Source organism: Synechococcus sp. MEDNS5, assembly GCF_014279875.1.
In the GTDB taxonomy this organism is placed as follows: domain Bacteria; phylum Cyanobacteriota; class Cyanobacteriia; order PCC-6307; family Cyanobiaceae; genus Synechococcus_C.
In genome coordinates, this window is the sequence record NZ_CP047952.1 from 1,537,639 (window position 1) to 1,558,958 (window position 21,320).

The following is a 21,320-nucleotide window of genomic DNA, read 5'->3' on the forward strand; positions in this document are numbered from 1 at the left end:
AAGACGATCCACCCATGACCGCAACAGCCACTTATCTCGGCGCCAACGGCTGGTTTCTGGAGGTTGCAGGCCTGCGCGTGCTGGTGGATCCCTGGCTATCTGGCCCCCTGGTGTTCCCCCCTGGCCCCTGGCTGCTGAAAGGAGAGATGCCCTCGTTGCAGCCTGTGCCGGATTGCATTGATCTGTTGTTGCTGACGCAAGGCCTTCAGGATCACGCGCACCCGGAAACGCTCACGATGCTGAGCAAAGACCTGCCCGTGGTGGGATCTGCCGCAGCGGCCAAGGTGGCAAAGCGCCTGGGGTTCACGTCCGTGCAAGCGCTCAACCCTGGTGAAAGCACAGAGCAGGGCCCCTTGCAGATTCGCGCCACCGCCGGTGCCGCCGTTCCGGCCGTGGAGAACGGGTATCTGCTCGACTGGCCTGGTGGGTCTCTGTACCTCGAACCCCATGGGGTGCTGGATCCCTCCGTGGAAGTGCGACCTGTCAATACGGTGATCACGCCTGTGGTGGATTTAGGCCTGCCCCTGGTGGGCAACTTCATCACCGGAGCCAGCGTGATGCCGGATCTGATCAGCCGCTTCCAGCCTCAACAGGTGCTGGCAAGCACCACAGGCGGAGACGTGCGCTTCAGCGGACTGATCAGCAAATTGCTGGAAGCCGGCGGTGTATCGGAAGCCAGCCCTGCGGCCACCGAGGGATGCGCGCTGATTAACCCAACCGTGGGTGAAGCCATTCCCCTCGCCCCAAGCCCTGGCTAAAGCGATAAGAACCGGAACTGAATATCGATGGCGCTGGATCAAGCGCTCAGCCGACTGGAACTACAGACCAAGGGTTCGGGCTTCAACCGAATCGATGGTTCCCTGAACGATTGGATCCGCAGCACCCAGATGCAACGCGGCGTTGTGCATCTCACCTGTCTGCACACCAGTTGCAGCCTCACCATCAATGAAAACGCCGACCCGCGGGTGCTACTGGATCTGGCGGCCTGGATGGACGCGATCGTTCCGCAGGATGGCTCTGGCCCACTTGGAGCCAACGGCCAGCGTCGGCGTTACTTGCATGACGACGAAGGCAACGACGACATGCCGGCCCACATCCGCACTGCGCTCACCCATCAAACCCTGAGCCTGAGTGTGGAGAAGGGCCAACTGCTCCTCGGAACCTGGCAGGCCGTGTATCTCTGGGAGCACCGCTCGGCACCGCATAGGCGCACGATTGCCTGCCATCTGATCGGTGAAACACGAGCAACCGCGAGAGCCGTTGCCGACACCAGCACCAACCTGCAACGCCGCAACGGCACAAAACTGAATGAATTGGTGCAGGCCAAACACATTCCTGAAGCCTGGGCCGAAGACGGCGGCGTGGACACCGAGGTGGATCTGTTAGTCGACCGCCTGCATGACATCGCCGACGAGCCGCAATGACCACAACAAAACCTGAAGCCAGCACCACAAGGATTCTGCTGGCTGGCCTGATCGGCAACGTGATGGAGTGGTACGACTTCGCGGTGTATGGCTACTTCGCCACGGTGATCGGCCGTGAGTTCTTTCCATCCAGCGACCCTGCCAGCTCACTGATCGGAGCCTTCGGCGCGTTTGCCGCAGGCTTTCTGGTGCGGCCCCTGGGCGGAGTGGTGTTCGGCCGCATCGGCGACCTGTTCGGTCGCCGGCGCGCCCTCAGCCTCTCGGTGATGGCGATGGCGATCCCAACAGTGCTGATGGGATTGCTGCCGACCCATGAACAGATCGGTGTGGCGGCGCCGATCGCCGTGGTTCTGCTGCGGATGATCCAGGGGCTGTCCGTTGGCGGCGAATACACCAGCTCGATCATCTTTCTGAGCGAACAGGCCCCCCAGCGCCAGCGGGGGTTCTACGCGATCTGGGGCCTGTGGGGGTCCGTGCTGGGCATGCTGCTGGGATCAGGCTTCGGGGATTTACTCGCCCACACCCTCACGCCCGATCAGTTGGGCAGCTGGGGTTGGCGCCTGCCCTTCCTGCTGGGGGCACTCGTAGCCTTCGCAGGCATTGTGATTCGCCAAGGGATCGGTGCCGAGGTGATCGAACCTCAGGTGCAGGCACCGGTGCGGGAGACATTCGGACGGTACCGATTGCAGGTGTTGCGGGTGATGGCCCTGAACATCGCCAGCAGCGTGGGCTACTACGCCGCCTTTGTGTATGCCGTGAGCTATCTGGAAGACATCGACAAACTCAGCGATGCAACGGCACTGAGCCTCAATACCGGCGTTCTTGGCGTCCTGCTTCTGCTGTACCCGATCGCAGCCTGGCTGTCGGATCGCATCGGACGCAAACCGATGTTGATCAGCGGGTCTGCCTTGATGTGTTTCGGTGCGCTGTCGTTTTTTGATCTGATGCACAGCGGTGACCCGCAGCTGGTGCTGCGCGGAGAACTCGGCCTCACCGTTGCTGTTGCCCTGCTCGCTGGAGGCAAGAATCCGGCCAATGTGGAGCTGATGCCCGCAGCCGTGCGCTGCACCGGTCTGGCGGTGGCCTTCAATCTCGCCGAGGGCTATTTCGGAGGGACCACACCTTTGATTGCCACTTGGTTGATCAGCCGCACCGGCAATCCCCTGCTGCCTGGCGCCTGGGTGGCTCTGGCAGGGCTGATCACCTTGATCACGGCCGTTTTCTTCACCCGTGAAACAGCATTCCGGCCGCTGGAGGGGACACGCTGAAAGCAGCCTGCTAAAAGAACGTTGTCAGCAATTGACGGTCATGAACCCAGAAGGTGAGATCTGGCCGGTGGTGTTGGTGGCAGCCAGCGTGGTGCTGCTGTGGCTGATTCTCTCGATCACCAGCAGCGGCACATTTGAAGTGGTGGGTGCCGGCTGATGTGCCTACTCGCTGCACTGGGCCTGATCGCCCCCAGGCTGATCCTGATCCTGCTGTGGATGTTCAGTCCGGTGTTTGTGCTCGCACCGTTTGCAGGGCTGCCGATCCCCAACCCGATTCTTCCGCTGCTGGGTGTGTTTTTTCTACCCACCACAACCCTGGGAGTGTGCTTTGCGCAGGCCTCATTCGGGGGACTGGGCAGCTTCAGCGGTCTGCTGGTTGTGGCCATCGGCCTGGTAATCGATGCCGGCTTGATCGGCAACGGTCGGGGACTGGCCAAACGCTGAACAGGCTCAGTTGGAGCCTTGTCCGTCATCCATGGACCGTCGCACCAGAAACTGCGTGATCGACAGCAGAGCGATTAAGGCACCGGCAGCAATCAGAAGGGTCAAGGCTCAGAACGCTCGCGCATCATCTGATTCAAGCGTGAGCGCATGCGCATGAACTGGGAGCGTTCCCGTTCCTTCAAATCCACCCGACGCGAGGACACCCAGAGCACCGTGCAGGTTGAGGCCAAGCCCACGGCAAACAGTGCGAGGGAAACAGCATCAGGATGATCGAACACCGATCTCTCAGGGGTCGGCCCATCAGCCTGACATGAACCAGCAGAGATGGCTGTGAATACTCATTGACGACACCGCAACTGATTTGAAGGGTGTACTCAGTGATCGTGATCAGCCATGCCAACACCAACGCCGAGGCAGCCAGCCGCGCCACTGCAACACGCTGCCAAGCCAGCACAAGGAACTGAACAGGAATACATCGAAGCCTGGATGCGCGACGACGACATCAACCGACGGGAACGTCTCCATCACATTGAGTACGACTGCTGATCAACAGCTACCGAGGGATCATCAATCTCAAAAACATCGGTGGGGCCACCTACGACGTGTCACGTGCCACTTCAGTGATGAAAACCTTGAGATCTGCCAGCTATGCGAGCCATCCATTTCATGTTCAATCTCCAACGAATCCTTCCGCTTGTTTCACTCGTACTTCTGAGTAGCACAACAGCACGCCCCGCCATCGCGGGTTCAGCCACGGTGCAGTCGGTTGATCAGGATGTGGCCATCAATCGTGCCATGGGCAAGGTTCCGCAAGGGAAAACAGTGACGGACACCTCCTGCCAGGACACCCAAGCCGGAGGAATCGGCGGTGAAACGCTATACCGATGCACGGTGACCTGGGAGTGAGGGTCAGGAAGGGAGTTCGCTGATCCAGTGCAGTTGATGCGGTTCACAACTCCCTTCCCTCGCTAACACCAACATCGGCACAGCAACAACACACCGTTCGATCCGCTCCCTATAGGCACTAACAAGCTGGCGGTATCGCCTGGCCGTCCAGCCATGGTGATGCCTCTTACGGCTTTGCCAGTAGTCGCGCTGAGCCCGCTGACAGTCGGCCATTCCGAAGTCATGCCAACAGGCCTGTTGCGCCATGAGCGGGTCCACACCATCAGCCAAAAGCAAGCGGTAGTGCACGAGTTCCGGAGCTTCGTCCCGTCCATCGGGAGGCAGGTAACGCTGAAGATGGTTGAGCGCGATGCGATCGAGACGCATCCAGCAACGATTTCTCAAGAGCACGGGGCAATCCCACGACCACACACCCGCGTCACGGACCTCAGCCAAAACACCACGAACACCAAGACGCTGAGGCAGCGTGAGTCCAGCAAGGGGATCGACAGGCTGAGCACTTCGCCTCAAACGTGCAGGCATTCTTCAGGTACAGGAGAGTGAAACGATTTCCTTCACATTCTCATCCAATATAGGCCACGTAATTAGCTGCTAAGCATTCGCAACGTTGGCGATACTTTAAGGGACAAAGCTCTTACGACAACCAACGTACTTCAGAGTTCTTTGCACCGCCAGGGCGACTATGAGCTGGTTGCTTTTGAGATCCCACCGCATACCGCACAAAAGCCTCATTACCACAGGCATGGAATCATTGATATTTTTATTGTTCAGGAGGGAGACGGTTTGCTTCGGCTAAGCAAAATCAGGGACGGGGTGGCTGATGCGTCTTCGTCCGAAATTCATCATCTTAAAGCCGGTGACACTTATGCATTAACCATTGGAACGCTTCACTCTATCGAGACACAAGACAACAGCATTGTTGTCATTAATATTGCTCAGCCCACACATAGCGCCTACGTCTGCAACTCTGCAGACAAAGCGACCGACATTGTTTTCCCATCCCTCAACAAGCCGTAAGCCCCTGGCCCCTGGATGGCCGACGCATCATTACAGAATCAAGTCTCTGACTTTCTCCATAGCGTGAATCCTGTCAATGAGTCGATGCATCTCAGAAAACAATGCACGATCCGTCGCTTCATCCAACTCTCGATAAAGCTTCACAAGCTCACTTTCAATCCAAGCGCGTTCTTTCTGCTTATTCAATAGCATAAATACAAAGCGCTCAAATCGTGATCGATCGAGGCAACATCAGACAACACCTGATGCAGAAATGCTGCATGTTCGAGGCATTAACGCGCAGACTATACTTACAAAGCTTAAAAGAAACAAGAAGATCAAATCATTAAATAACTTCAACTTGATGCAACTGCCCTGAGTGTTATCAACAAATCCATGCAGCGGAGCCAGAGCTATCTGAGCGACGAGGGTCTCAAGCAGGCTGCAACTGCCTAAAGCATTGCCTTCTCTCAACGCCAGCACCCGCCTTGGTATGCGGACGTTCTTTTTGCTCTATACAGAGCAATGATAACTTCAGAGCCTTAGCCTTGCTCCAGGCTTCGCTCTATCCGGGGTGTTCCACTGGCTGGAAACCGAGTGGAGCCAAGCGGATTCGAACCGCTGACCCCCTGCATGCCATAAAGGAGGTCATGCGTATTGACCCGCGTGTCAATTTCCCGAAAACACTGGCTTAAATCAAAGCTCTCACTTGATTCTCAAAGGATTTTGCGCATCAAGGTTGCAACGCGATGTAGCTTGTAGCAACGGTTTTGCGCATCATTTTGCGCACCACCCTCGCAAGCAGGAGGTCAATGCCAACTAGGCGCAAAGGGGAGGAATGGGCCGATTCAGTGCGGGCTCAGCTCAAGGCGGAAGTGGGCTTGGGATGGACCATCGCCAACCATGTGCAAAGGGGTATCGCCACCGGACGCACCAAACTCACGCACCGAAACTCAGATGGGCAGCGCAGCAGCGTGATGCTCGACATCCCCTTTCAAAAAGCCAATAGCCGCAAGTTGCTCAATCGAGTGGCGGCGATTGCTGAGCAAATGAACCAAACCCCAACACTGTCGTTAGCAGAGGCTACAAATGCCAATGCTGATCTGATCGAGAACAACACTTCCTCAAGCCCGGCAATCGGGTGGTCGGCAATCAAAACCAAATTCCTCAAAACCAAAGCAGGGCTGAGAAGCAACACCCTCAAAGACCTGACCTTGAGGATCGATCGCACCATCAAAGCTTTGGAATCCAAACCAATCCCCAGGTCCGGGGTGTCAGCGCTTGAGCGCTACAAGGAGCTGTTCTTCCTAGGTCCGAATGGGGAAGAGAGCGGCCCAAACGCGCAACTACAAGTGGGCGGTCTTGGTCGCAAACGCAACCTGGGAGATGCAGCGGCGTTTCTCAATTTCGCGGTTGATCGCTGCGGTCTCCCGCCTCGCTACCGGCCACCCGACGCCAAGCGCATCCGAGAACTCGTTGGACAACCAGCCCAACACCACCAAGCGAGACTTACCCCGGCACTGCTTCCCGAGCAATTCACAGCTCTACTGGACGCCCTGCAAGAAGCTGGCAAAAACGATCTTTACCTTGCTGTCGGCTTAGTTGGCTATCTGGGCTTGAGGCCAGCAGAACTCGCAGTTTTGAGCGTGGACAAGGGCGTCGCCCAAGTGAGTTGCATCAAGCGCAACGCCAACACGATGGACAAACAACAACCTCCCAGGGTGGTGGCCCCCCTTGAGATTGATGGCCGAGGCAATGAAGGAGAACGACTATTAGCTGCTTACGCGGACGGCACCATGCGGCTGCCCAAGGCTCTGCGCAATCAAATCAAAAGGGTGATTGATCCCAAACACCCCAACCCCACCAACACCTTTCAAGTGGTGGGAGCTGAATTTGCTCAGCAATTAAACCGATTTTGCTATTGGAAAGGGCTCGTCGAAGCGCAACCTGAACTGTCTCCCTATGCACTAAGGCATGGATTTGCCTGGCGAGCCACGTTTGGAGCCAACCGAATGGCGGTCAGAGCAGCAGCAAAACTGCTCGGCCATGACGTGGCCACCCACCACCGGCACTACGGAGGCTGGATAAATCAAGAAGAAACACTCAAAGAAGTCGAGCGATTCAATAATCAGATCAACCACTAAATATAGCGGGGAAGATATTTTCGTGTCCATGTCAACACGAATAATGGCTTAGAAGCCGTAACAGGAAGCGACTTGTTGAGAGATGGATAAGCTCAATATGTCCGGAGGGAATCGTCCTTCGCGGAAACCCTGTAACCAGTAGTCAGCAATGCTGAAAACCTCACAAGCCGCGCCATTAATTGGCATCAGTCAAGGCCATCTCAAGCGGCAGATGGATAGCAAAGGTGGCCCATTACGCCACGGCCATCACTACTTTCTGGGCCCGACCAAAAATTCTCCGATCCTCTGGGACGTGGAAGCCGTGAGAGCCGAGTTCGACCGGCTAGGCATGCTGCACCGCAAAGGTGAGCAACTGCTGAACGACATCCACAACGCCAGCTGAGGATAGAAATGGCCAACACAATTAGCGCCGGCCTCGGGGTTTCGTTAGACCTGAGTGTAGGTAACTCCCTGCTAATACAGCAGGATGTCGAAGGATTTTCTCGCCCTGTTGCCACTGCTTTTCCGGCTTGCCAGGAAGGTGATGATGCGCAAAAAGGTGCGCAAATCGATCTGGATGCAGCCCAAGCCCATTGGCATCTGGATCTATTGGGGCGCAATGAGCGTGAAACCAACATTCGCGCCATTCCCCACAAAGGCAAGAAAGCTGCTGCGTTCAACGGAAACTTTGCCTTGGATCTCGAAAGGGTTCCCAGATGGCAAGCCGGTGGCCGCGGGATTTACCTGCAGGTGAACCCTGGGGGCACCAAAGCCGCTGAGGTCACTGCGGGTATCGCACTCTTTTTTGAGTACGACACCATGGCTCGCGATAAGCAACTGGGCATCTGGGATGAGCTGGAGTTCCCTCAGCCCAGCTTTCAAGTCGACACCGGCGGCAAGTCAATCCATCACTACTACGTGCTGGCGCAGCCGATTGAGGTTTCGCTCTGGACAGAGCTGATGGAGCGGTTGATCAACAGCGCACCGGGCTGTGATATGAGCTGCAAAGGTGCCAATCGCTTAATGCGCCTCGCAGGCGGTTATTACATCGACCGCCATGGCGTAGCCATCGACCAGAGCCGAATCGTCAATGCCAGCGGCAAGCGCTACAGCGCACAGCAGTTGGACCAACACTTGCCCAACCTTGCAGCTCCAGAACCAAGGCATCAACACACCGGCTGCGGCAGACCACCAAAACCCAAACAAAGGAAAGAGGCAGCAAACTTGCGGGTGATCGGAGAAGCACTGGATTGCATTCCACGCCGAACCGCCGGTGGAGGCACCTACGCCGATTACCGAACCATCCTTTGGGGATTGAAGGCAGCTTGCGCTGATGCGGGCTACGGCGATGAGGTGGCTATCGAATTGATGGAATCCCACAGCCCAAGCCATCAATGCGGCTGGGATGTGACGCAGGTGTGCCGATCAGGAGGCGAGCAAATCACTGCCGGCAGTTTTTGGTGGCACGCCCAACAAGCTGGCTGGAGGCCCTGCCATGAGTGAGATCAACAAGGTTGTTGAGCGTCATCTCACCTTGGCTCCCGCAGAGGTCAGCGCTGCTGGTGACGCCATCCAGGCCCAAAACGCACTGCTGATCCAACGTCAGCACTTCAGCTTTGAGCAGCTATTGCCAGCGGATCTTGCTGCTGCATTGGAACTCATCCAGGAACCGTTACCCACTGATCCACTGTCAGCTGTTTTGACGCTGCTCTGCGGCTACAGCGGTTTACTGCCGTTGGGCATGCGGGTGGCAGCGAGTCATCAGTACAGCGTTCCCTGCAACCTGTTCCTTGCCAACGTCGCCCCATCTGGGGTCGCCAAAACAGCGGTTAAGCAACGGCTAATTGATGACCCCGCCAAGGAGCTGAGGCTCCATTACAAGCTCCGCCATCAAAACGCCACCGAGCGTTGGCGGGAAGCTTGCAAAGGAGTGAAAAAAGACGAGCGCCCACCAGCACCAAAGCCCCTCTTTCCGCATTTGCAGGACTACACACCAGAAGCTTTGGCAATTCAGTTAGAGCTGCATGAAGCAGACGGGATGGGGCTGCTGATCGTGCGCGATGAGATTGCTGGTCTTCTGCAGGCCGTAGAAGCAGACAGCAAACGGGGTCGCGGCACCGGGGAAGCGCAATTGCTGGAGCTGTTCGATGGCACCGGCACCACCAGCATCCGAGTCGATGGGGGGTCACGCCATTACGAGCGCAGCCATGTGTCATTGCTCGGCAACATCCAACCGCTCAAGCTCAAGGAGCTGGTCAACGGTGAGGACAGCACCGGTAAGTTTGCACGCTTCCTGTTCAACCAACTTCCGGTGATGCCTTTGGCATTAAGGGATGAGGATCCAAGCGAGCAGGAGCGACATGACCACGACAAAGCCCAATGGCTCTTGAAGCAGTGTGCCGAGCGTTTCCATCAGCTCACGCCAACCTCGCTGGAATTAGATCAGCCAGCGCGAGCGCACCTGAACCGATGGTTTCACGGCCATCAGATCCAGGCGCAACTGCCGGGTACTGCGTCGGTCAAAGCAGCCTTACTGGGTAAAACCTCAGGCCACGCTCTGCGCTTAGCAGGGTTGTTCCACCTCACAGCCCATCTACGCGAACCCGAGCAAAGGCTCAAGATCAACATCAACACCATGGAGCTGGCCACTGAGATCGTGGATCAACTGGTAGAGGAAACGCTGCTGTTCCATCAGCACCAACCCACCATCACAACGGTGTTGATGGAGCGGCTGCACAGCTACAGCTGGAATGGCGGGCAGCCCAAGCCACTGCGATGGCAAGAGGCCAAGCAAAAGGTCTGCACCACCCAAGCCCTCCGGGATTGCGGGGCTAAGGGGTTTGCCGAGGTAGTTCGTCAGCTGGAAACCTCAGGTTACGGACACTGCAATGACGAGACCCCCGTTACCTACATCGCCTCCAAAGCGATGGCGGCCTAGGGACACAGACACGAGCAGGCAACCCCTCTGTCTGCTCAAATCCATAGCAAAAACTAGATTCTCAGCAAATCAGGCAGCAGACATCGGTTTCCTGTGCTGGAGAAGTGATCTGGCGTGCCAAGTGGTGTCTGGATGCCTACAGAGCCAAAACGACTGGGGCACAGCCGATCGCTGCAGACACTCATGCTGCCTTCCCGTGACTGCCCATGCAGGTCTGATGCGAGAAGCAAGCCACTCAGAGACCATGAGCAACCGTCTCAATCAGCAGGTCCCTCAAATGAGGGAGAACATCCCAAGAAATCAAGCCAAAAAATCCCTCAGATGGGTGATGGAAAAGCATGGATTGAAAACGATGCTGAACACATGACACACCCAACCTGAGCCATGACCCAAGCCCATCCCGCTTGCAATCAGCAGTATTCACGCCTAGGCAAAGCAGCGATCACCTTCTTTGTGCGGGCTGATGCGAAACCCAAGATCCGCGCCGCACTGGCAGATGCAGGTTTTGGTTGCAGCTATCAGGAGGGGATCACCAACATGCTGCGGGAACTGCTGGAATCGCAAGGCAGGGATCCGAAACTCTAGGCCAAGCATTCAAGCTAGACGGCAAATCTAATTCGCTCTTGCCAGGGCGAATTTTTTATGACTAAGAAGTGGTTACATGACCACAAGGATGAGCACAAGCCTGCAACAAACAGCAGTTTAAGACCGACTCAAATGCAACACAAACAGGAAAAGTATGCTTTTTCTGCAAGGCCTAATAGAACTACTATTCATCATTCAAAGCGATTTCTCAGAGACTCTCAGGTACTTTTAATCTGATGTCCAGATTTCAGCGTAAATGCTCAACATCACAAAGAATGGAAACGGAAATGTTCAAGGCACAAATGGAAATCAATCCTTTTATGAAGACTTGAACATCAACATCTCCTCATCCAATGACTGGGGCTGGGCTCAAGCCGTTGGAGTGACAGGAGTCATAAACCTATTCGCCTCTCGACTCAACATCAACACACACGCCTCAGGCGCAGATCCATGGGCATACGGATTAAGCGACGCGCTCATCAGCGCGACAAATCAAGCAGCGATTATCAACATTGACAGCTCAACGCTAAACAACGGCTGGTGGGACGACCCAGCCTACGGCTCATCCAATTCAACGATCCAAACCGGAGACTACAACGACTCCATCATCATCAACGCCACAGCCTCTGGCGAGGCGTGGAAAGAATCTACCGCTCTGCATGGAAGCCACACCTCTAATGAATTCTCCATTGACACAGCAGCAGGCAACGACACAGTCAGTTTAAAAGCGTCTGGAGCTAGCAGCCTTAGCTACGCAATACTAAACGCTTCAGTCAATCTCGGATCGGGCAATGACCACATCACAATTGATGGCGACTGGTCTAGCTCATCGATTTTTGGCGGCGCCGGCGAAGACGTTGTCCAACTAAAAAGCACAACAGGAAATGCCTCAATTGAGGTTACGGACTGGGAGGAGAAATCAGCAACAATCACCTCCGATGGAAGAGTACTGACAGTTGATGGATTTGAAAGGATAATCTTATCGAATGGCTCAGTATTCAAATTCATCAACGATGTCTTTGGGAACCATAGCGACGATTACATCTCAACGGGAAACAGTATTGATCGAATTTACGCAAGCCATGGCGATGACATTGTTTACTCAGGAGATCAAGATGACGAAGTTTATGGCGAGCATGGCAACGACAACTTGCACGGCCAGAATGGAGATGATCAACTATATGGAGGATATGGAATTGACAAGCTATATGGAGGAACAGGAGACGATATCATTGATGGCGGAGTAGGTGCTGACTACATGAGTGGCGGCGCAGGCAATGATACCTACTACGTTGATAATGAAGGAGATGTGATTGATGACCGCGGTCTAGCCTCGGATGTTGACACAGTGGTACTGCAAGGAGCAGAGCGATTTACTCTCGGCAAAGGGGTTGAAGCAGCTACAGGAAACAGCTCCAACAACACTCTCAATGGCAACTCCGCCCATAACACCCTTGAGGGTGGTGCTGGTAATGACACGCTTTACGGTGCAGCTGGTAATGACACCGTTAATGGTGGGTCAGGACGAGACACTGCATCGTTCTCTAGCCGCTCCAATCGCATCAATCTCAACACCACCCGCTGGCAAAACACTGGCGACGGCAGAGATCGACTCATCTCCATCGAAAATGTCAATGCTGGAACCGGCAACGACAAAGTCACTGGCAGCCGTACTCACAACACACTCAACGGGCAAAACGGTAACGATTGGCTTTACGGCAACCTCGGCAACGACACCATCAACGGCGGCTCAGGACATGACACCGCTCAGTTCTCTTCACGTTCCAATCGCATCAATCTCAACACCACCCGCTGGCAAAACACACGCGACGGGCGTGACCGACTTATCTCCATTGAAAACGTCAATGCTGGCTCCGGTAGCGATGTGATTACTGGCAACCGGGCGAGCAACACCCTTAACGGGCAAGCCGGCAATGACCGCCTCTACGGAGAAGGTGGCAACGATCTCCTCATCGGTGGTGGCGGCAAAGACCGCGTCTGGGGTCAGGGTGGTCGGGACACCTTCCGCATTCAGCGGGGTGACGGCTACACCATCATTGAAGACTTCAACAACGGCCAAGACCGCATTCAACTTGGTACAGGTGCATCAGGGCTCAGGATGCGTAACCGAGGTGATGACGTCTTCCTCTACCAACGTGGTGACCTCATGGCCATCGTTGAAGACGCAGCTGGTGACCTGCAAAGGAGTGATAATTACTTGGTCTGATCACCTGTCGGGAAGCCTGAAGCCTGAGGGCTGAAAGCTATACAAGACCCGACAGGGGAAAGCAGGGGGCGTGGTTGTCGCTATCGAACTCCCGACAAAACATTCACCCCGTCAGCAATGGCGGGGTTTTTTAAATACCAGCTTTAATCGCTTTAATCACTGCCTGGGTGCGGTCTTTGACGCCCATCTTTCCAATGATGGAACTGACGTGAGTTTTCACTGTCTCTGCGCTCACAAACAAAGTGTCAGCAATCTCCTTGTTGGTCATCCCGCAGGAGAGCACTTTCAGTACCTCCATCTCTCGATCAGACAATTCAGGCAAAAGCTGAGTGCCCTCATAGCCCGCCGCCGTCTGAACGGCCTTTGGGTAGTAGTTACCGCCTTCGGCAATGGCTGCAAGAGACCGAAAGAAGTCACCGTCGACCCCTTTTCCCAAAGAGCTGACAAACATCACACCCTCAGCGAAGGCATCGAGTGCTTCTCTCACAACGGCCTGCGTCTCTCGGTGAAGGAACACCAAGGTTCTTGTCTTAGGGCTGTACTCCTTGACGTGTCTAGCAAGGCTGAGACCGTAGCCCTGCTCAAGGCTTTCAGTGACGAACAAGAGGTCAGGGCTTTTCTGATGGCAAGCATCAGCTGCCTCATCTTGAGTGGTGTAAGCCCCTATCAAGGTTTCGCTGATGACAGGAACAAGACTGAAAGAAGCAAGGGTCAGGAGGTCACCCATACAAGCCACTGCCGTCTTTCCAGCCAAGAGAGGCTTGCCCTGGTCAAAGGCTGAGCGGATCTGAGCGGATCGAAGCGAAAACTCCATACCAGCACTTGTGTCTCCCCCATTGTGACCAGTGCATTGGCTTCAGGACAGCACTTTTGGGTGATGTGGATGGAGGGGTGGAACGGCGATGGTGAAGAGGTCCAGGAGGGAGACCTCCACAACACCAAAACTCAAATGAAACTCTTCAACGCAATCGCAAGTGCAGCTCTCATTGGCGCTTCATTTGTTGCCATCAATCCTGCCGAGGCACGCACTCATTGCACCACCAATCGCCACGGAGCAAAAGTATGCTTTAAATGGCTTGGGGGCCGAAAAGCAAGTGTTGTTGTCGACGATAAGTTCAATAATACCGGCTACATCATGTGGGTTGATTGCAATTCTGGAACATGGAGAGTCAGAGCGAATGATGGCTATTCTCGGGCTGACTTAAATCACGAAGCCAGAAAAGCCTGCACGCTGATCTGAATTCTCGCTAAAGCATTTACATCCAATCCTCTGCATCATGAACAAAATCATTACCTCATCCGCACTAGTATTTGTCAGCTTGGCAGCATTGATGAATGCGCCCGCAAAAGCAGGGACATGCTGGGCATGGAAACCAAGCTCGTCGCGCACAGTTCAAGGTGAATATTGCAGGGTGAGCAAAAGAGTCAACGCCAATGGCCACACAGTTATTGATATTGACTCGGGAACCGTTGTCATCTGGGATGACAATACCGCCGAGGTTCTTCACAAGAATATTCCTTACCAGAAGCGTTGGTTTAGCTGGAGTATTGACAAACAGGGGGATTATCAACTCCATGGCGCACCCGGCTACTCGTTTTCATTCCGCTTTTGACAACTAAGTGTCGGGAAGCCTGATGCCTAACGGCTGAAAGCAATACAAGACCCGCAAGGGAAAAGCAGGGGGCGTTGTGATTGTCGCTATCCATCTCCCGACAAACACACACACACACACTCCACCCCGTCAGCAATGGCGGGGTTTTTTGTTGCCATCTATAGCGGGGAATGCTTTAAGCAGTTGCACCTGAACCATGACCCTCGACACCCAGATGACGCTGGCGCTGCTGCAGGAACTGCTCCTGTCGCTACGTGCCAACGACCCTTATTGCTTCAAAGGCTGGCTGGCTGAAGGCGTCCATGAGCTTGGTGAGCCTGCTGTGATTGAGCTGATGCTCGACGGGCTGAACCCAATCCTCACGACAGACGAAGCGGACAGGTTGGTGGGCTGGCACCTAGGGGTAAGCCTCTAATAATTTTGCTAGAGAGGGCATGGTGTCCTAGTCCTCTCCTATGTCAGAAGAGCAACTCAAAGCCTTCCTGGAAGCCGTTAAGGCAGACGCCTCACTGCAAGAGAAACTCAAAGCCGCTAGTGATGCCGATGCCGTTATCGCCATTGCCAAGGCTGCGGGTTTTGCCATTTCAGCTGATGACCTCAAGAAAGCTCAATCAGAGATCTCGGACGTAGAGCTGGAAGGCGTGGCTGGTGGTGGTCGGGGTTGCTCCCAAGTTTGTATTGGGGCTGCTGCTGGTGGTATTGATGTTTCCTACTAACTAACTAACTTGCTATTCTCCCCTCCTGCTCTACTACCCCCTAATCCCGCCAAGCCCCTGTTGCCACAGGGGTTTTTTATTTCCTCAACCAACCCACAAAAAGTCCCAAACGGTTTCCGATACCTGGCACTAATGAATACTTAGCCCCGTCAGTAATTGCGGGGTTTTTATTGCATACCCAGTTAGGGGAGAAGGTTGCCTAAAAAAATCCCTCAGTTGGGGGATGTGTTCCCGTTCGATTGGGGTGAGATTCGAATCAATTGAGTGACCGATGTACGACTTAAACAGTGCGCTGATCACCAACAAGACACCTTTCGATGAACTGGGTCAGCCCTTCAAGCTCTTCACCCCTGGGTTGGTGCAGATCCTCCTAGATGAAGGCACACGGGAACCCTCACGGATCCAGATGACCCAGCCGATGGCGTTCCAGATCAAGAACAAGGACTTCACCCCTTGGCTGCACTTCATCCCTTCACGCAAGGCATACGACCAAGGTTGCTTGCTTTATTTGGTCGAAGCCGACCCCCTCGGCACCGGTGACACCCTGCTGAAAGTTGGTCTAACGCTGGAGTCCGATCCCATGCGGCGAGACCCCAAAGCTTTCAAGCGTGTCCTCAGCCAGTTCCAAGTGCCTGCTGGCATCAACCCAATGCTGGTGGAAAAGCTGACTCGCCTTTGCTGTAGTCGTGTCGGAGTTTCTGCAGAACACGCCAATTCCTTAATCGAGGGGATCGTTAATCAGGAAAAGCGATGGGGCGGATGGACTGAGCTCGTCCATTCAAAAGATCCAGTCGTTGCCACCACTTTCGACTCCATAGCTCCACGCATCTGTGACTACCTGCAGGAGCACCCAGAGACAGCAGCTCTGCAGGAGTGGAACCTGCTTGTGCACCTCTGGAAGGCGAAATACAAAAACTTCAGAAACAAGGTCCCATATAGCTGTGGCAACGATCCTTACTTCGACTTTGCGATCGAAGCGAAGGGTCCAGCACGGACTGCCATTGGACGTCGGATCACCAAGCAGCTGCAACCAATCACTGACCAGTTCCCGACCAAGGAGCGCAAGTCCTATCGCCAGATGGCGTTGGAACGAATTAAGGAAAACTTCGAGGGCCGCAAAGCTGTGGGGCTCTACGAGCAGGGGTATTACTACCGAGAAACTGGTATCAATCTCAGTGGCAGGCCCAAAGGCGTTCACCCAAATTTTCCTGCGCTAGAGCCGATGGACAAAAGCACTATCAAGTGGGTGCTGCAGCAACTCGACGATGACCCAGATGCACTGCGGATAGCTATGTATGGCGTCCCAGGCACGTCAGGCTCTGTTCCTTGTCAGTTCCTTGATGGACAGGCAACCGAAGCTTGCGTCACTTCTGTTTACACAGATCCACCAGCCACGCGGTTTAACCAGGGTCTGCAACACCAAACCGGTCATCAACCAACCGACGACCACGAGCCTGCATTGCCCAAGGTCTGCAGCCAATTAATTTTTCAGTATGTGGGCGCAATAGGCACGTACTCCGTTAAGCCAACCCTCGGTAGGGATCTGCTCGACAACGCGGGCTTCTGCTTCGGCACGAGTTTGCTTCGGATGATATCCGTGGAGTGACCTTTTATCTCGTGGCTTTAGGTGCTGCCTTATTTGATCATCGCGAAGAGCTGCTCGACCGTCGTTGCATTTTTTCTGCACAACATGCCAGCCTTCATGCTTTAGCGTGCCAAGAAGCTCTTGATAATCTCCTCTATCGTGATTCTCTTGGCAAATGAAAACTATATCGTCTCTTGGAACATAAGCACCAAACAGGCCCTGTCGACATAACGGGTGGGACATTGCCCACTTAACAGGAGTTCCAAGATTTTCGATTTGCCTTTCTATTTCCTGTAGCTCAACAGTAAATGCAGATGCGGGACCGCCGCATAGCAAAAAGAATATTGTCGCTCCGATTACCTTTTCCATTGAAAGGGGGTGTCGGACATTGTGTCGTAAAGCGTTGGAGCTCTTCCGCTAGATGCTCTGGGGCGTGGGCGGGCTGTTCTTGAAACATCTTTTGGAAGTCGAAAAGCGAAACTCCCGCCGTCAACCCTCACCCAAATATCTTGCTCACTATCAATGTCCCAAACGCCTTTATATACTTTGCCGAGCAGTATCACCTCTGCCTCTTTGCCCTCCCAAAGTACAATTACTCTTTCATAGCCACCATTTTTTTCTACAACGTCAAAGACCAAATGGCCCTTTGAGTTATATCTTGAAGAGACATAGCAAGGCGCTGGCTTGAGCCGATTTGCGCCCCATGTCATTTGCCACCAGCATGTAGAAAGAGCTGCCTTTGCAGGCATCGGCATGGAGATTGTTGTCGCTGTCAGTGCGATGCCAGACATCACTCCAGCAATAAGCGCTGATAGTCGCTTCATTCGTCTGCTGTTCTCTCTAGATCTGTAGCAAGAGACAAGCAGAAATGCAGTCGGTGTTGCTTTAAGTCTTAAGCCAGCAATTGCCCAATAACGAAACCGGCAGTGCCCCCACTACCGGCAGCAGGGTCGGATCCGTTGATGTCCTGACTCCGCCCACCGGGGACAGAAACATCAATAAAGGGGGGCGCGCCCGACCCGACGTTGCTGTGCTGTTCAATCGACATAACGGTCTCCTGAGGTAAGCCGGCCCCAGGCCGCCGCCATCCGCTCGGGCAGTGACATTGGCTTGGGAGCCGGTGTTGTGGTGGGCGACAGCGGTCTTTGCCGCTGAACCCGTGGCTTTGGTCTTGGCTTTGGTTTCGGCTTTGGCTTTGACGTGCAGCGATACCCAACAGGCGGCAGGTTTTCCCGACGCTTCCTTTCCCGTTCGTTGATCAATGCCAACTGCTCTTCCCAGCTCCGCCGTGGCCACGTTGAATGTCATCGAGGCTGCGGGTAGCAAGAGGGCGGCCTCTTAGATCAATTCTCGGCGGCGGTCCTTCCGTGATGGATCCGGGTTGCATCAGCCTCAGGCGGCATCCGCGGTGGCCGTCGCCCCTCCAGCAGGGCCATGCTCCACTCGCCCAGCCACCGCATCGCCTCAACCTCGCCAACCCTGGCCACCAGGGACTCGATCAGCTGAGGGCTAGGGCTGGGCATGGGACGGCCAGGGCTGCGGGTCACTCGGTAGGGGCAGGCCGCACATCAGCGCGTGGTCTTGGTCGCGCTGCCACTGCTCCAGCTCTTTGCGTTGCCAAGGTTGCAGGTGCGGCCATGCTGCGGCTCTTTCCTCTGGGGTCATTGCTGGTCCCATCACACCTCCAGCCCAGGGCGAACGCAGTCACGGCGAGGGCTGAGGCTGTCGGGCACACAAGGCACCCGAGCGCAGCCCCAGCGCCAGCAATGCGGTCCAGGGGGGCGATTTCTTTGAGTTCCCTGCCGTGGAAGCGCTCCACGGCTTGGCGCAGACGGTCCCCCACCAGATCGACATCAGCGGAGAGGGTGCCCATTAGGCGTCCTCCACCAGGCCAATCTCCTGGCCGTAGGCGATGGCGGCTTGCGCCGCCTCGAGCACCAGCTTCGCCCGGGCCCGCGTGTCTGCAGGGCCGCGGCCGCGGCGAGGTAGCCCACAGAACCGAGCTTCCGTGAACCGATCAAGCGGGGAACACTCACGGCAGTTGTCTCCTCCCAATGCCCCTCGACACTCAGATGACGCTGGCTCTGCTGCAGGAGCTGCTCCTATCGCTACGTGCCAACGACCCAGATGGCTTCAAAGGCTGGCTAGCTGAAGGCGTCCATGAGCTTGGTGAGCCAGCCGTGATTGAGCTGATGCTCGACGGGCTGAACCCAATCCTCACCACAGACGAAGCTGACAGGCTGGTGGGGTGGCACTTGGGGGTGAGCCTCTAAATCTCTGTTGCTGCAGGTTCCTGCCCCCTATGTCCAAGATCACAGCAACAATTCAGCCAAGTCAGCAATAGCCGCTGCCGGGAAGAAAGAATCAGCAGTGAATCCCGTTGGGTCCATCCAGTCGGCTGAGACCTTGCTCTGGGCGGATTAGGCAAGTCGGAGTTAGGGGTAGTTGTGGTGAGCAGGGTGAGGCTACGAGCAACGCTGGAGGCCAAGGGCGGTTGACACATACTGCCGCCGCGATGAACAGGAAAACTTGCATGACCTCCTCTATGCGTGAACCCTTCCACAATGCGAGGTCTTTTGTTTCGGCACATCCCCCATTGTGACCAGTGAACTGGCTTCAAGTCACCACTTTTGGGGGAGGTGCTTTCCGACGAGAACGGCGATGGTGAATACATCGGGGGGACGACCTCCACAACACCTAACTCAAATGAAACTCTTCAACGCAATCGCTGCCGCCACTGTTATCGGCACTTCGTTTATTGTTTCTTCTCCCGCCAAAGCTTATACATGCTACCCACACGCTGCGGCTGGAATCCTTGAAAGGATGTTGGCGTCAGGTGCCACTTTAGAAATGGCAATGGAGCAGGCATGGAATAGAGGTCAAGTTAGGGATAAAGGATGCTTACTTGAAACAATGGGAGTCATGAAGCAGTACCCATACTCATACCCAATGATGCACAAAACAATGAACAGTCGTTGAACACTACCGTATGTTTAGTCGGGAAGCCTGATGCCGCTGATCAAAGTTGGTTGGCTGAAAGCTATACAAAACCCGCAAGGGAAAAGCAGGGGGCGTTGTGATTGTCGCTATCCATCTCCCGACAAACACACACACACCATCCCGTCAGCAATGGCGGGTTTTTTTTCTTGCAAGTCCATCACCATGGCTACCTTCCAAGGATGAAGCAAATAGTCCGCCTACTTCCAATACCACTGCTAATCACAGCATTCCCACCTGCTTATCCACACGGCGGCGGGTTGGACTCCAATGGCTGTCACACAAACTCCAAGACAGGAGAGCGGCACTGCCATCGGGGGAATGGATCCACCACCAAGTTGAAAAGTGGAATGGTCACTGGTCCTGTCACTCTCGTATCGGTGGGAGATGGCGATACCGTTCGGATCACTGACAAGGCAGGCAACAAGGTCACCATCCGTCTGGCATGCAGCGATGCCCCAGAAACCAGCCAAGGAAACAGCGGCAAATGGTCTACCGAGACCTTGAAGGGACTGATTCAGGGCAAGCCCATCTCTCTAAAGCCACAGGTCAAAGACCGTTATGGACGCACCGTGGCTGAGATCTATCAAGGCTCGACCAACGTCAACCTACAAATGGTCAAGCGCGGTGCTGCCTTCGCGTATCGCAGGTACCTGAAACAGTGCGATTCGGATGCATATCTCTCAGCTGAAACTACTGCTATGAACAGGAAGCTCGGGGTGTGGGGTCGATACAAGGAGGACCTAAAGCCCTGGGACTACCGCCGTTCCCGCCGAAGGAAATGATTCGCCTCGTCGCTCCCGTCTTGATGATCGGGTCTCTTCTGGTTCCAGTCACTCCTGTCTCTGCTGCTGTTCTGGCAGAAGGAAAGGTGAGCAATGGGTACTACTGGCAAAAGACCAGCAGCAGCTCAGGTTCCATTCGTTGGTTATGCCGTTCCACTAGCTCTTCCAAGTTCCAAAAGCACCAGAAGTGCAAGGACGCAGGGGCGGTCAAGCCCAACTGACCCAATTGGGGGAGGCAGACGGCTGAAATCGGGCAAATAAATCCCCCTGTCTTGAAAGTATGTTCCGGGCTTGCCTGCCATCAAAGAATACCTCAGATCGACTGGTGTAACTAGTCCCCGCAAGCGATATCAGGGGATGAGGGCAGGAAGAACTACTGCTATAACTTTGCTATAACAAAGCACTAAGAGCAGGGTCCGGCCATTGAGCAGCCTAATCCAGCACTGGGTTCTCGACTGAGTGCTTGAAAGTTGCAGCGTTATTGCAGACCCCCCTGATTCGTTCAAGCAAGGCCGCGCTCAACTCCCGCAAAAAGCGAACGCACTTAGGGCAAGGGATCAAACGGGCGCAGGCAGAAGTCCTTGGTCTTCCATGACAGGCAGTTGGAAGCGCCACTCCCTCAACTGAGGGAGGCAATCCGCAGAGACTCAAATCACACTGACGGAAGGAAGATGATCGAAGGACCAGTACCGCTCAACGGACGCAAACGAACT

General features: G+C 54.9%; 28 protein-coding genes and 1 pseudogene. 23 read left to right on the plus strand and 6 right to left on the minus strand.

Translation table 11 applies throughout. From position 1 onward, the window contains the following. Nucleotides 1-14 precede the first annotated feature (14 nt). The 4 genes from SynMEDNS5_RS08240 (at nucleotide 15) to SynMEDNS5_RS08255 (ending at nucleotide 3,136) form a co-directional block, all read left to right on the plus strand. A complete protein-coding gene (locus SynMEDNS5_RS08240) occupies nucleotides 15-758 on the plus strand; it encodes an MBL fold metallo-hydrolase (RefSeq protein ID WP_186582929.1) in 744 nt (247 codons plus the stop codon). A 27-nt stretch (nucleotides 759-785) separates the two neighbouring features. Next, nucleotides 786-1,424, plus strand: a complete 639-nt coding sequence (locus SynMEDNS5_RS08245) for a secondary thiamine-phosphate synthase enzyme YjbQ (protein ID WP_186582930.1) — start codon at nucleotides 786-788, stop codon at nucleotides 1,422-1,424. After that, nucleotides 1,421-2,692 (plus strand): MFS transporter, encoded by a 1,272-nt coding sequence (locus tag SynMEDNS5_RS08250; protein WP_186582931.1) that lies wholly within the window; start codon nucleotides 1,421-1,423, stop codon nucleotides 2,690-2,692. Before SynMEDNS5_RS08245 ends, SynMEDNS5_RS08250 begins: the two co-directional genes overlap by 4 nt. 156 nt (nucleotides 2,693-2,848) lie before the next feature. Then, nucleotides 2,849-3,136 carry a hypothetical protein gene (locus SynMEDNS5_RS08255; RefSeq protein ID WP_186582932.1) on the plus strand — a complete coding sequence of 96 codons (288 nt, stop codon included), beginning with the start codon at nucleotides 2,849-2,851 and terminating at the stop codon, nucleotides 3,134-3,136. 101 nt (nucleotides 3,137-3,237) lie between these two features. On the opposite strand, the gene SynMEDNS5_RS08260 is transcribed toward SynMEDNS5_RS08255, so the two are convergent. Further along, nucleotides 3,238-3,414 carry a hypothetical protein gene (locus tag SynMEDNS5_RS08260; protein WP_186582933.1) on the minus strand — a complete coding sequence of 59 codons (177 nt, stop codon included), beginning with the start codon at nucleotides 3,412-3,414 and terminating at the stop codon, nucleotides 3,238-3,240. Nucleotides 3,415-3,529: 115 nt separating this feature from the next. Between SynMEDNS5_RS08260 and SynMEDNS5_RS08265 the strand changes: the two genes are divergently transcribed. Next, nucleotides 3,530-3,682: a hypothetical protein gene (locus tag SynMEDNS5_RS08265; protein WP_186582934.1), complete on the plus strand. Its 153-nt coding sequence runs from the start codon at nucleotides 3,530-3,532 to the stop codon at nucleotides 3,680-3,682. Between the two features lie 120 nt (nucleotides 3,683-3,802). Further along, nucleotides 3,803-4,042, plus strand: coding sequence for a hypothetical protein (locus tag SynMEDNS5_RS08270; protein ID WP_186582935.1), 240 nt, complete (start codon nucleotides 3,803-3,805; stop codon nucleotides 4,040-4,042). 3 nt (nucleotides 4,043-4,045) lie between these two features. On the opposite strand, the gene SynMEDNS5_RS08275 is transcribed toward SynMEDNS5_RS08270, so the two are convergent. Further along, nucleotides 4,046-4,564 (minus strand): hypothetical protein, encoded by a 519-nt coding sequence (locus tag SynMEDNS5_RS08275; protein ID WP_186582936.1) that lies wholly within the window; start codon nucleotides 4,562-4,564, stop codon nucleotides 4,046-4,048. A gap of 141 nt (nucleotides 4,565-4,705) precedes the next feature. Here SynMEDNS5_RS08275 and SynMEDNS5_RS08280 point away from each other — a divergent pair, with 141 nt between their 5' ends. The 7 genes from SynMEDNS5_RS08280 to SynMEDNS5_RS08310 all read left to right on the plus strand — a co-directional run bounded on the left by SynMEDNS5_RS08280 (nucleotide 4,706) and on the right by SynMEDNS5_RS08310 (nucleotide 12,911). After that, the gene (locus SynMEDNS5_RS08280; RefSeq protein WP_186582937.1) at nucleotides 4,706-5,059 is read left to right on the plus strand and encodes a hypothetical protein; all 354 of its coding nucleotides are present in this window, start codon (nucleotides 4,706-4,708) and stop codon (nucleotides 5,057-5,059) included. A gap of 791 nt (nucleotides 5,060-5,850) precedes the next feature. Continuing rightward, the gene (locus SynMEDNS5_RS08285) at nucleotides 5,851-7,182 is read left to right on the plus strand and encodes a site-specific integrase (protein WP_186582938.1); all 1,332 of its coding nucleotides are present in this window, start codon (nucleotides 5,851-5,853) and stop codon (nucleotides 7,180-7,182) included. Between the two features lie 148 nt (nucleotides 7,183-7,330). Next, nucleotides 7,331-7,564 carry a hypothetical protein gene (locus SynMEDNS5_RS08290; protein WP_186582939.1) on the plus strand — a complete coding sequence of 78 codons (234 nt, stop codon included), beginning with the start codon at nucleotides 7,331-7,333 and terminating at the stop codon, nucleotides 7,562-7,564. Between the two features lie 8 nt (nucleotides 7,565-7,572). Then, nucleotides 7,573-8,664, plus strand: a complete 1,092-nt coding sequence (locus tag SynMEDNS5_RS08295; RefSeq protein WP_186582940.1) for a hypothetical protein — start codon at nucleotides 7,573-7,575, stop codon at nucleotides 8,662-8,664. Then, on the plus strand, nucleotides 8,657-10,099 hold the full coding sequence (locus tag SynMEDNS5_RS08300) for a DUF3987 domain-containing protein (RefSeq protein WP_186582941.1): 1,443 nt from the start codon (nucleotides 8,657-8,659) through the stop codon (nucleotides 10,097-10,099). Before SynMEDNS5_RS08295 ends, SynMEDNS5_RS08300 begins: the two co-directional genes overlap by 8 nt. 384 nt (nucleotides 10,100-10,483) lie before the next feature. Next, entirely contained in the window at nucleotides 10,484-10,684 is a 201-nt protein-coding gene (locus tag SynMEDNS5_RS08305; RefSeq protein WP_186582942.1) for a hypothetical protein, read from the plus strand. Nucleotides 10,685-10,940: 256 nt separating this feature from the next. Then, nucleotides 10,941-12,911 (plus strand): calcium-binding protein, encoded by a 1,971-nt coding sequence (locus tag SynMEDNS5_RS08310; protein WP_186582943.1) that lies wholly within the window; start codon nucleotides 10,941-10,943, stop codon nucleotides 12,909-12,911. A 130-nt stretch (nucleotides 12,912-13,041) separates the two neighbouring features. Here SynMEDNS5_RS08310 and SynMEDNS5_RS08315 read toward each other — a convergent pair whose 3' ends face one another. Beyond that, nucleotides 13,042-13,725, minus strand: a complete 684-nt coding sequence (locus SynMEDNS5_RS08315; protein WP_186582944.1) for a response regulator transcription factor — start codon at nucleotides 13,723-13,725, stop codon at nucleotides 13,042-13,044. 36 nt (nucleotides 13,726-13,761) lie between these two features. Here SynMEDNS5_RS08315 and SynMEDNS5_RS08320 point away from each other — a divergent pair, with 36 nt between their 5' ends. From SynMEDNS5_RS08320 to SynMEDNS5_RS08345, 6 genes are all read left to right on the plus strand, one after another. Beyond that, entirely contained in the window at nucleotides 13,762-14,151 is a 390-nt protein-coding gene (locus tag SynMEDNS5_RS08320) for a hypothetical protein (RefSeq protein WP_186582945.1), read from the plus strand. A gap of 37 nt (nucleotides 14,152-14,188) precedes the next feature. Beyond that, the gene (locus SynMEDNS5_RS08325) at nucleotides 14,189-14,524 is read left to right on the plus strand and encodes a hypothetical protein (protein ID WP_186582946.1); all 336 of its coding nucleotides are present in this window, start codon (nucleotides 14,189-14,191) and stop codon (nucleotides 14,522-14,524) included. A 196-nt stretch (nucleotides 14,525-14,720) separates the two neighbouring features. Continuing rightward, entirely contained in the window at nucleotides 14,721-14,939 is a 219-nt protein-coding gene (locus tag SynMEDNS5_RS08330) for a hypothetical protein (protein WP_186582947.1), read from the plus strand. Nucleotides 14,940-14,979: 40 nt separating this feature from the next. Further along, nucleotides 14,980-15,240 carry a Nif11-like leader peptide family natural product precursor gene (locus SynMEDNS5_RS08335; protein WP_186582948.1) on the plus strand — a complete coding sequence of 87 codons (261 nt, stop codon included), beginning with the start codon at nucleotides 14,980-14,982 and terminating at the stop codon, nucleotides 15,238-15,240. A 418-nt stretch (nucleotides 15,241-15,658) separates the two neighbouring features. Next, nucleotides 15,659-16,846 carry a hypothetical protein gene (locus SynMEDNS5_RS08340; protein ID WP_186582949.1) on the plus strand — a complete coding sequence of 396 codons (1,188 nt, stop codon included), beginning with the start codon at nucleotides 15,659-15,661 and terminating at the stop codon, nucleotides 16,844-16,846. Continuing rightward, nucleotides 16,843-17,004 (plus strand): hypothetical protein, encoded by a 162-nt coding sequence (locus SynMEDNS5_RS08345; RefSeq protein WP_186582950.1) that lies wholly within the window; start codon nucleotides 16,843-16,845, stop codon nucleotides 17,002-17,004. Before SynMEDNS5_RS08340 ends, SynMEDNS5_RS08345 begins: the two co-directional genes overlap by 4 nt. A gap of 1,164 nt (nucleotides 17,005-18,168) precedes the next feature. Here the strand turns inward: SynMEDNS5_RS08345 and SynMEDNS5_RS08350 are convergent. From SynMEDNS5_RS08350 to SynMEDNS5_RS08360, 3 genes are read right to left on the minus strand one after another with little or no spacing between them, the layout of a single operon-like run. Next, nucleotides 18,169-18,348 carry a hypothetical protein gene (locus SynMEDNS5_RS08350; RefSeq protein ID WP_186582951.1) on the minus strand — a complete coding sequence of 60 codons (180 nt, stop codon included), beginning with the start codon at nucleotides 18,346-18,348 and terminating at the stop codon, nucleotides 18,169-18,171. Between the two features lie 20 nt (nucleotides 18,349-18,368). Continuing rightward, the gene (locus tag SynMEDNS5_RS08355; protein ID WP_186582952.1) at nucleotides 18,369-18,698 is read right to left on the minus strand and encodes a hypothetical protein; all 330 of its coding nucleotides are present in this window, start codon (nucleotides 18,696-18,698) and stop codon (nucleotides 18,369-18,371) included. Continuing rightward, the gene (locus SynMEDNS5_RS08360) at nucleotides 18,698-18,880 is read right to left on the minus strand and encodes a hypothetical protein (RefSeq protein WP_186582953.1); all 183 of its coding nucleotides are present in this window, start codon (nucleotides 18,878-18,880) and stop codon (nucleotides 18,698-18,700) included. The genes SynMEDNS5_RS08355 and SynMEDNS5_RS08360 overlap by 1 nt, the downstream gene beginning before the upstream one ends. Between SynMEDNS5_RS08360 and SynMEDNS5_RS08365 the strand changes: the two genes are divergently transcribed. The 4 genes and pseudogenes from SynMEDNS5_RS08365 (at nucleotide 18,880) to SynMEDNS5_RS08375 (ending at nucleotide 20,607) form a co-directional block, all read left to right on the plus strand. Then, nucleotides 18,880-19,098 (plus strand): hypothetical protein, encoded by a 219-nt coding sequence (locus SynMEDNS5_RS08365; protein WP_186582954.1) that lies wholly within the window; start codon nucleotides 18,880-18,882, stop codon nucleotides 19,096-19,098. The genes SynMEDNS5_RS08360 and SynMEDNS5_RS08365 overlap by 1 nt on opposite strands. 433 nt (nucleotides 19,099-19,531) lie before the next feature. Continuing rightward, nucleotides 19,532-19,804 (plus strand): hypothetical protein, encoded by a 273-nt coding sequence (locus SynMEDNS5_RS08370; protein ID WP_186582955.1) that lies wholly within the window; start codon nucleotides 19,532-19,534, stop codon nucleotides 19,802-19,804. Nucleotides 19,805-20,004: 200 nt separating this feature from the next. Beyond that, nucleotides 20,005-20,127 (plus strand): annotated as a pseudogene (locus SynMEDNS5_RS13140) (YHYH domain-containing protein); the annotation flags it as partial. Nucleotides 20,128-20,172: 45 nt separating this feature from the next. Beyond that, on the plus strand, nucleotides 20,173-20,607 hold the full coding sequence (locus SynMEDNS5_RS08375; RefSeq protein ID WP_255440383.1) for a thermonuclease family protein: 435 nt from the start codon (nucleotides 20,173-20,175) through the stop codon (nucleotides 20,605-20,607). Nucleotides 20,608-21,320 lie beyond the last annotated feature (713 nt).